The sequence below is a fragment of the Mycobacterium sp. genome (genome assembly GCF_035506235.1).
Taxonomy (GTDB): Bacteria; Actinomycetota; Actinomycetes; order Mycobacteriales; family Mycobacteriaceae; genus Mycobacterium.
The window spans coordinates 38,149-47,077 of record NZ_DATJPU010000301.1; the positions used below are offsets into that span (position 1 = coordinate 38,149).

The window sequence follows — 8,929 nt, forward strand, 5'->3', positions numbered from 1 at the left end:
CCGTCACGGACGTGAGTTCATCCATCCGGTCGAGTTCGACCGCGATCGACGTGCGCCAGTTGGGGACGGTCGAATATCGCACCGCCTGGCAGCTGCAGCGTGACCTGACCGATGCCCGGGTCGCCGGCGGACCCGACACGCTGCTGCTCCTCGAGCACCCGCCGGTCTACACGGCCGGGCGGCGCACGGAACCGCACGAGCGGCCGGTAAACGGCGCAGCCGGTCCTGATGTCATAGACACCGACCGCGGCGGCAAGATCACCTGGCACGGCCCCGGGCAGTTGGTCGGGTACCCGGTCATCGGGCTCGCCGAACCGCTCGACGTGGTGAAATACGTTCGGCGCCTTGAGGAATCGCTGATGAAGGTGTGCGCCGACCTGGGCCTGGACACGGTCCGGGTCGACGGCCGGTCCGGCATTTGGGTGCCGGGCGGCGGCGGCCGGCCGGCACGCAAGGTCGCCGCCATCGGCGTGCGGGTGTCGCGCGCGACCACGATGCACGGGTTCGCGCTCAACTGCGACTGCGATCTGGGCGCGTTCACCGCGATCGTTCCGTGCGGTATCAGCGACGCCGGAGTGACGTCCCTGTCGGCCGAATTGGGGCGGACGGTTGCGGTCGACGAGGTGCGGGCGGCGGTCGCGGCCGCGGTCTGCGACGCACTGGACGGCGCGCTGCCGGTCCAGGACCACGTGCCCGTCGCCCGCGTAGCATCAGGCATGTGACTGTCGCTCCCGAAGGCCGCAAACTCCTGCGCCTGGAGGTGCGCAATGCGCAGACCCCGATCGAGCGCAAGCCGCCGTGGATCAAGGTCCGGGCGCGGATGGGACCGGAGTACACCCAGCTGAAGGGCCTGGTCCGGCGGGAGGGCTTGCACACGGTCTGCGAAGAGGCCGGCTGCCCCAACATCTTCGAATGCTGGGAGGACCGGGAAGCCACCTTCCTGATCGGCGGCGACCAGTGCACCCGCCGCTGCGACTTCTGCCAGATCGACACCGGAAAGCCCGCCGCGCTGGACCGCGACGAGCCCCGCCGGGTCGCCGACAGCGTGCGGGCGATGGGCCTGCGCTACGCGACGGTGACCGGCGTCGCCCGCGACGACCTGCCTGACGGCGGAGCCTGGCTGTACGCGGAGACGGTGCGCGCCATCAAGGGCCTCAACCCCTCGACCGGCGTCGAGCTGTTGATCCCCGACTTCAACGGCGAACCCCAACGGCTTGCGGAGGTTTTCGGGTCGCGCCCGGAAGTGTTGGCGCACAACGTCGAAACCGTGCCGCGCATCTTCAAGCGGATCCGTCCCGCGTTCACTTACCGGCGCAGCCTGGCCGTGATCACCGCGGCCCGCGACTTCGGCCTGGTCACCAAGAGCAACCTGATCCTGGGCCTGGGCGAAACCGCCGACGAGGTGCTTGGCGCGCTGGCCGACCTGCGGGCCGCCGGCTGTGACATCGTGACGATCACCCAATACCTGCGTCCGACGGCGCGCCACCACCCGGTCGAGCGCTGGGTGCCGCCCGAGGAGTTCGCCGAATTCGCCCGGGACGCCGAGGCGCTGGGCTTTTCCGGGGTGCTGGCCGGCCCGCTGGTGCGTTCGTCCTACCGGGCCGGACGGCTGTATTCACAAGCCGTCGACAGCCGCACCCCGTAACTTCGCGCGTACGTATCCTTGATGACTATGGCTAAACCCCGCAATGCCGCCGAGAACAAGGCCGCCAAGGCTGAGGCGGCCGCCGCCCGCAAGGCCGCCGCGAAGGAACGCCGCGGCCAGTTGTGGCAGGCGTTCAACATGCAGCGCAGGGAGGACAAGCGCCTGCTGCCGTACATGATCGGCACCTTCGTGCTGATCGTCGGCATCTCGGTGGCCGCCGGCGTGTGGGCCGGCGGGCTCACCATGATCACGCTCATCCCGCTCGGCGTGCTGCTGGCCGCGCTGGTCGCGTTCATCATCTTCAGCCGCCGGGCCCAGCGCTCGATGTTCAGCAAAGCCGAGGGTCAGGCCGGCGCCGCGGGGTGGGTGCTGGACAACCTGCGCGGCAAGTGGCGGGTGACCCCCGGCGTCGCCACGACCGGCCACTTCGACGCGGTGCACCGGGTGCTCGGCCGGCCCGGGGTGATCCTCGTCGGCGAGGGATCGGCGGCCCGGATCAAGCCGCTGCTGGCCCAGGAGAAGAAGCGCACCGCCCGGGTCGTCGGGGATGTGCCGATCTACGACATCGTCGTCGGCAGCGGCGAGGGCGAGGTCCCGTTGCGCAAGCTGGAGCGCCACCTCACCCGGCTGCCGAACAACATCACCGTCAAACAGATCGACACGCTGGAGTCGCGCTTGGCCGCGCTGGGATCGCGCGCCGGCGCCGGCGTCATGCCCAAGGGCCCGCTGCCGAACGCCGGCAAGATGCGCGGCGTGCAGCGCACCGTGCGCCGCAGGTAGCGCTCGATCTCGAAGCGGGTCGTCTCGAAGCGGGTCGCCGCCATCGGATCAGCGGCGATCGCGAGCGCGGCAAAGCCGGGCGAAGCGGGTCGCCGTCATCGGATCAGCGGCGGAGCACCGCGGTGCCGCTCAGCCGATCGTGCACACCACGGCCGTCGGCATCGGTGAACAACGCCGGGACGACCAGCGCGACGAGCAGCCCGCGCACCGCCAACCGGCCGAGCCCGACCGGCACCCTCCCGTCCACCGACGCCACCTGGAGACCCAGCACCAACTGCCCCGGCGTGAAACTGAACAACCGCACCGACACCACGCCGAGCACGAGCCACACGACCAACACGGCCGTCGCCAGCATCCGTTCGGAGAAGAGACCGAACGCCATGGCCAGCGCCGCCAGGCCGTAGGCGATCAGCCAGTCGATCGTCAGCGCGGCGAGCCGGCGGCCCATCGGCGCCAGCGACCCCGGCCCGCGCTCCGGCAGGCCGAGCCGCTCCCCGGGATAAGTGGATCGCGCGCCCGGCAAACCCTCGGTCATAGGATGCTTCCCGGGGCCTGGCCTGGCTCCCCCGCCGGCCCGGTAGCGGGCCGCCGAGAACTAGTGCGCCCGTGCGGCCGACCAGATACGATCTTGCGGGTCATGGCCCCACAATAGAACCCGCCAGCAACCCGGATTCTGAGGCGGGGAGCATGGTCACGTAACCTCTGCGCAACATCGAGTTGACTGACGGGCAACATGCGCTCCATAGCGTCAGGCCGCGGATCACCAAGTAAAGGAGCATTCTGTGACGGAAATGACGCCCGACGACGTCTTCAAACTCGCCAAGGACGAGAACGTCGAGTTTGTCGATGTCCGGTTCTGTGACTTGCCAGGCATCATGCAGCACTTCACGATTCCGGTTTCGTTTTTCGACCAGAGCGTGTTCGAGGACGGCCTGGCCTTCGACGGCTCGTCGATTCGCGGGTTCCAGTCGATCCACGAGTCCGACATGCTGCTCCTGCCCGACCCGGAAACCGCGCGCATCGACCTGTTCACCGAAGCCAAGACGCTGAACTTGAACTTCTTCGTGCACGACCCGTTCACCCTCGAGCCCTACTCGCGCGACCCGCGCAACATCGCCCGCAAGGCGGAGAACTACTTGATCAGCACCGGCGTCGCCGACACCGCCTACTTCGGCGCCGAGGCCGAGTTCTACATCTTCGACTCGGTCAGCTTCGACTCGCGCACCAACGGCTCGTTCTATGAGGTCGACGCGATCTCCGGCTGGTGGAACACCGGCGAGCCCAACGAGAACGACGGCAGCCCCAACCGCGGCTACAAGGTCCGGCCCAAGGGCGGCTACTTCCCGGTCGCCCCCGTCGACCACTACGTCGACCTGCGCGGCAGGATGCTGCACAACCTGATCGCGAACGGCTTCAGCCTGGAGAAGGGCCACCACGAGGTGGGCAGCGGCGGGCAGGCCGAGATCAACTACAAGTTCAACACGTTGCTGCACGCCGCCGACGACATGCAGCTGTACAAGTACATCGTCAAGAACACGGCGTGGCAGGCCGGCAAGACGGTGACGTTCATGCCCAAGCCGCTGTTCGGCGACAACGGTTCCGGGATGCACACCCACCAGTCACTGTGGAAGGACGGCAGCCCGCTGATGTACGACGAGACCGGCTACGCCGGCCTGTCGGACACCGCCCGCCACTACATCGGCGGCCTGTTGCACCACGCGCCGTCGCTCCTGGCGTTCACCAACCCGACGGTGAACTCCTACAAGCGGCTGGTTCCCGGCTTCGAGGCCCCGATCAACCTGGTGTACAGCCAGCGGAACCGCTCGGCGTGCGTGCGCATCCCGATCACCGGCAGCAATCCGAAGGCCAAGCGGCTGGAGTTCCGTTGCCCCGATTCGTCGGGCAACCCGTACCTGGCGTTCTCGGCCATGCTGATGGCCGGGCTGGACGGCATCAAGAACAAGATCGAGCCGCAGGCGCCGGTCGACAAGGACCTCTACGAGCTGCCGCCCGAGGAGGCCGCCAACATCCCGCAGGCGCCCACCCAGCTGTCCGCGGTGATCGACCGGCTGGAGGCCGACCACGAATACCTTACCGAGGGAGGCGTTTTCACGCCCGACCTGATCGAGACGTGGATCAGCTTCAAGCGCGAGAACGAGATCCTGCCCGTCCAGATCCGGCCGCACCCGTACGAGTTCGCGCTCTACTACGACGTCTAAGTCGCCAGACGACGCGCCCGCCCGGTTTGATTGCCGGGCGGGCGGTTTCGTCGGCTTTCGGGCCGAAACGCGATCTCGACTGGGATGTGACCTTTCCGCGACAGCGACAAAGGACGCTCATCTCATGACAGCGCTTGCCCTTATCTCGGCGCTCGGGACGGCAGTGTGCCTCGGCTATTACCTCGGGCGGCGCGCCGGCTCGAAGCCGTCGACCTGGAGGAAGCGGACGAGCCGCGTCGCAATGGGCCGGCTCGCGTTCAATCTGGTCATGTTGATGGCCGCACGCCGCGTCCTGGCGCTCAGAGTCGTTGAACCGCTTGGGCTTTTGCGCGGCGGCGTCGCGTGGTTGCGATAGGTCAATCCGGGCGTCGGCCCAGGATCCCGCGGGTCATCCTGACGGGTTGTCCCTCGGCCATCTCGACGACCTCCAGCCAGCCACCCGGAGCGACGTAGTGCCGCTCGACATCCTCACGGTGCATTTGGATGATCAGCACCCCCGCGTCAGTGACCTCATAGCTGTCGAAGGCACCGTAGTCGCGTGGTTCGCCGTTGCTGAAAACCACCGTAAACGCCACCCGTCGAGTATGGCGGTCGAGCAAACGAAGCGTCCAGCCGTCGAGCGCCAGGTCCTTGTGGAAGCGCTGCATGCCGTCGACCTCGTCGGCCGACGCGGCGTTCGGCCCAGCGTGCGGCGTCAGGAGTGAATCCAGCTAAGGGGAACCCGTTTTCGGCCCCGAGCTCCGAAGCCGGCGTCCACGCCCTGATCGGTCGTAATCAGGGCTCACCCGCTCCCCGATCACAGCACCAATTGCTGAACCGGCACTCATCGGCATGCGGCGCAAAAGTCGCCTGATGAAGAGTCCTCCTTTAAGTGATGTTGTGGGGCGCCGACATGATCGCTTTGATCTCGGGTCCCGGTGCTGGATAGCTGAGATTTTCCGGATCATCGAAATGAAGATCGCCCGACTTCATTTACACCGCCGGAAAGCCGCGACGCTCTATTCTCCGAGAGTGGATCATGCAAGTGAGCGCCGCTCCGGTGCGGGGTCGCCCGGGCCGAGAGGACCGGGCCTTTCACGGATCCTGCGCCAAAACACGGCGCAAGCGCACCGGACCGCAGAGGCGGCGATGCGTCTCGACTTCCGCCACCCCGGTGCGTCGGAATACCTGGCTGTCCTCAACGGTTTGCTGGTATTCCACACTGCAGTGGCGGATTTCAGCCGCGAGACGGTCGCAAGGGAGCTCGGCCCGGGCGTAGCCCTGCTGAACCGGCACCGGGCGCTGCGAGCAGACATCCGGTCGATGTCGCTGCTGCTGCCCACCGCAGCTGGTCAGGCCTGCGCCCCGCAGAGCAGGCCGGCCTTCGCCACTCGGCTACGCGGAGGCCGCGAGGAGAGGATCGGGGCGGCTTACGTGGCGGCCGGCTCGGTCCTCGGCGGACGCGTGATCGCGGCAAACCTCGCTGCTTCCGGCTGCGACGACCTTCCACGATCTTTCTTCGCCTCCGACACGCTCGACGTCGGCCGGCTCTGGCGGTACTTCAAGACGGCATTGGATGCCTTCGGCGAATCCGGAGTGGACTCCGCCCGGGTCATTGCGGGCGCGCTGGCCGCTTACGCGTTGATCCACGAGATTCTGAGCGGGGCCGATGCGTCGCAGGGAGCGAAGGGATGACCGCCCAAGCCCATCCGAGCCCGCCGGCTCCGGCCGATTGTGCGAGCGAGCAGCTGCACCTGTCCGGCCGAGTTCAAGCCCATGGAGCGCTGGTTGCCGCCGATCTGCAAGATCGCCGCATCACGTACGCCAGCGCCAATACGTCGGAGTTCATCGGCGCAAGGCCGGATCAGCTTTTCGATTCTCCGGTGATGGGCATCTTCTGCACCGACGAATTCCCCCGGCTCGAGCAGGCGATCGAACAGACCGGCTACCGGCCTTCGTCGCCCGATCTGTATGGGATGCGCCTGGCGGCCGGAACTGACGGCAAGGTCGACGTGATCCTGCATCAGGTCGGCGGGCAGCTCGTCATAGAGCTCGAGAGGGCGCTCGGGGACGATCAGGCCAATCTCGTCCCTGTTCTATATGCCTCGGAGGCGATCGGCGAGGCGACGAGCGTGCCCGACGTCGAGGCGGCCGTTACGAGCGCAATGCGCGCGCTGACCGGATTCGACCGCGCGATGGTCTACCGCTTCCACGACGACGAGCACGGCGAGATCGTCGCGGAGGATCGTCTCCCGGGGCTGGTCCGGTACCTCGGGCACCATTTTCCGGCGACCGACCTTCCGCCCCAGGCCCGCCAGATCTACACCCGCAAGGCCTCACGCTATATACCCGACGTCGACGAAGGCGACGTGCCGTTGATTGCGTCGCCGCGCATGGCCGGCGCGACTCTTGACCTGAGCCGCGCCGCGCTGCGCAGCGTTTCCCCCTTCCACCTCGAATACATGCGCAATATGAATACGGCAGCGAGCGTTTCATTCGCCATGATCGACGGGGACCGGCTGACGAGGCTCGTCTCGTGCATTTCTGCAAACCCCCGGTGGCTCTCACGCTCAAAGCGCAGGTCGTGCGAGCTCCTCGTCCTGCAGGCGAAACTCCAACTCTCTGCGGCCGAACAGATCGCCGGACTGAACGATGCGGCCGGCCGCGAGTCCATCCGGGCCAGGCTCAGGGCAGCGATGCAAAGCGCGCCCGCCGTCGCCGAGGGCCTGACGTCGGGTTCCAGCGACCTGCTGGAGCTGTGCGGGGCCGACGCCGCGGCTGCATGCGCGGACGGCCAGTACCGGTCGATAGGCGCAGCGCCATCCGAGGAGGCCGTCCGCGGGCTCGCGGGCGAAATCCGCGCAGCCCGTTCCCCGGACGCGCCCTGGGCCGCCGACCGCTTGCCACAATCGACAGCGGACGCCCTCGGCGCAGCCGGCTGCTTGTTCGTCGCGCTCGGCGCGCCGAATGACTTCGTGATCTGGTTCCGGCGGGACCGTCCGCGGCAGCTGCGCTGGCTGGGAGATCCGCGCACTCCCTCCACCGGACTGATCAATCCGAGGAAGTCTTTCGACACCTGGCTGGAGCAAGTCAGCGGCTCGAGCGCGCCCTGGACCGACGCCGACCTGCGCGCGGCGCAACTGCTGGCATATGACGTCGAATCGGCCCAGCTGAGCCGAGCCCAGGCCAAACTCGCCTACCTCGGCCTGCACGACTCGCTGACTGGGCTACGAAATCGCCACAATCTGAACAGCGTCATGGCCACGATGCTGGCGGAAGCAACCCCGGATGATCCGGTGGCCGCCATCTTCATCGATCTCGACCGCATCAAGGAAGTCAACGATAAGTACGGGCACGAAGCAGGCGACTGCGTGCTGCGCGAGGCCGCCCGGCGCGTCGCCGAGGTAACGCGCACCCGTCATGACGTTGCGGGGCGGGCCGATGCGGCGGAGCCGGTCGCGGCCAGGCTCGGTGGTGACGAGTTCGTCGTGCTGCTGTCGGGGACGGATGCGGACGGCGCCGCGTTGGTGGTCGAACGGATCCGTCAGTCGCTGCTCGAGCCGGTAGCAATCAGCCCAGACCTCCAGCTGACCATAAGCGCGGCGATCGGAGCGGCGCTGGCGGCACATCCCGAAGAACCCCACCATTTGCTGAAACGGGCCGACGCCGCCATGTATGAAGACAAGCGACGGCGCGCACGGGCCGCCACTGAATTCGAATGACCAACCAGCCCGGTATCGATCAGCCGTCGAGCGCCAGGTCCTTGCGGAAGCGCTGCATGCCGTCGATCTTGTCGGCCAGCGTGGCGTCCGGCCCGGCGTAGAACATCCACGGCATGGTGATGATGCCGGTGATGCCGGCGTCGGCGGCGCGCCGGTAGTCGGCGGTGGTGAACGCGTCGGTCAGCGGCGTCAGGATGGTGAAATCATCCATCGCGAGCCCGTTTTCGGCCCGCAGTTCCCGCAGCCGGCCCACCGCCTCGATGGCGCGGTCGGTCTTGATCAGGTCGCCGATCCAGCCGTCGTTGCGGGCCGCGCGGCGCAGCGCGACGTCGCTGAGCCCGCCGACGTACACCGGGATCGGCGGCGGCGTCGGTTCCATTTCCAGCCGCGGCGCCCGGTAGAACTCGCCGTCGAATTCGGCCCAGCCGGGTTGCCACAGCGCGCGCATCAAGTCGATGATCTCGTCGGTGCGTTTGCCGCGTGCGGTGAACTGCTCGCCCATCAGGGCGAATTCCTCTTTGCACCAGCCGACGCCGATGCCGAGCTCCACCCGGCCCGACGCCAAGACCGCCGCGGTGCCAATG

At 67.6% G+C, this 8,929-nt stretch carries 10 protein-coding genes; 7 read left to right on the plus strand and 3 right to left on the minus strand.

The window, feature by feature from the left end:
* Window positions 1-11: 11 nt before the first annotated feature.
* From lipB to VMD50_RS28245, 3 genes are read left to right on the plus strand one after another with little or no spacing between them, the layout of a single operon-like run.
* Window positions 12-722, plus strand: coding sequence for a lipoyl(octanoyl) transferase LipB (gene lipB, locus VMD50_RS28235; protein WP_325433014.1), 711 nt, complete (start codon window positions 12-14; stop codon window positions 720-722).
* Window positions 719-1,645 (plus strand): lipoyl synthase, encoded by a 927-nt coding sequence (lipA, locus tag VMD50_RS28240; protein ID WP_325433016.1) that lies wholly within the window; start codon window positions 719-721, stop codon window positions 1,643-1,645. Before lipB ends, lipA begins: the two co-directional genes overlap by 4 nt.
* 27 nt (window positions 1,646-1,672) lie before the next feature.
* Complete coding sequence (locus VMD50_RS28245; protein WP_325433018.1) at window positions 1,673-2,425, plus strand: DUF4191 domain-containing protein; 753 nt, start codon at window positions 1,673-1,675, stop codon at window positions 2,423-2,425.
* Window positions 2,426-2,528: 103 nt separating this feature from the next.
* On the opposite strand, the gene VMD50_RS28250 is transcribed toward VMD50_RS28245, so the two are convergent.
* Window positions 2,529-2,960, minus strand: coding sequence for an RDD family protein (locus VMD50_RS28250; RefSeq protein WP_325433020.1), 432 nt, complete (start codon window positions 2,958-2,960; stop codon window positions 2,529-2,531).
* A gap of 247 nt (window positions 2,961-3,207) precedes the next feature.
* On the opposite strand from VMD50_RS28250, the gene glnA reads away from it, so the two are divergent.
* Together glnA and VMD50_RS28260 are read left to right on the plus strand one after the other, a co-directional pair.
* The gene (gene glnA / locus VMD50_RS28255; protein WP_325433022.1) at window positions 3,208-4,644 is read left to right on the plus strand and encodes a type I glutamate--ammonia ligase; all 1,437 of its coding nucleotides are present in this window, start codon (window positions 3,208-3,210) and stop codon (window positions 4,642-4,644) included.
* A gap of 124 nt (window positions 4,645-4,768) precedes the next feature.
* On the plus strand, window positions 4,769-4,999 hold the full coding sequence (locus VMD50_RS28260; RefSeq protein WP_325433024.1) for a hypothetical protein: 231 nt from the start codon (window positions 4,769-4,771) through the stop codon (window positions 4,997-4,999).
* A 1-nt stretch (window position 5,000) separates the two neighbouring features.
* Here the strand turns inward: VMD50_RS28260 and VMD50_RS28265 are convergent, their stop codons facing one another.
* Entirely contained in the window at window positions 5,001-5,291 is a 291-nt protein-coding gene (locus tag VMD50_RS28265; RefSeq protein ID WP_325433026.1) for a hypothetical protein, read from the minus strand.
* Window positions 5,292-5,595: 304 nt separating this feature from the next.
* Between VMD50_RS28265 and VMD50_RS28270 the strand changes: the two genes are divergently transcribed.
* Both VMD50_RS28270 and VMD50_RS28275 read left to right on the plus strand, forming a co-directional pair.
* The gene (locus VMD50_RS28270; RefSeq protein WP_325433028.1) at window positions 5,596-6,318 is read left to right on the plus strand and encodes a biliverdin-producing heme oxygenase; all 723 of its coding nucleotides are present in this window, start codon (window positions 5,596-5,598) and stop codon (window positions 6,316-6,318) included.
* Entirely contained in the window at window positions 6,315-8,345 is a 2,031-nt protein-coding gene (locus VMD50_RS28275) for a diguanylate cyclase (protein WP_325433030.1), read from the plus strand. The genes VMD50_RS28270 and VMD50_RS28275 overlap by 4 nt, the downstream gene beginning before the upstream one ends.
* A gap of 19 nt (window positions 8,346-8,364) precedes the next feature.
* Here the strand turns inward: VMD50_RS28275 and VMD50_RS28280 are convergent.
* On the minus strand, window positions 8,365-8,929 hold a 565-nt coding region (locus VMD50_RS28280), incomplete at its 5' end, for an LLM class flavin-dependent oxidoreductase (RefSeq protein ID WP_325433032.1).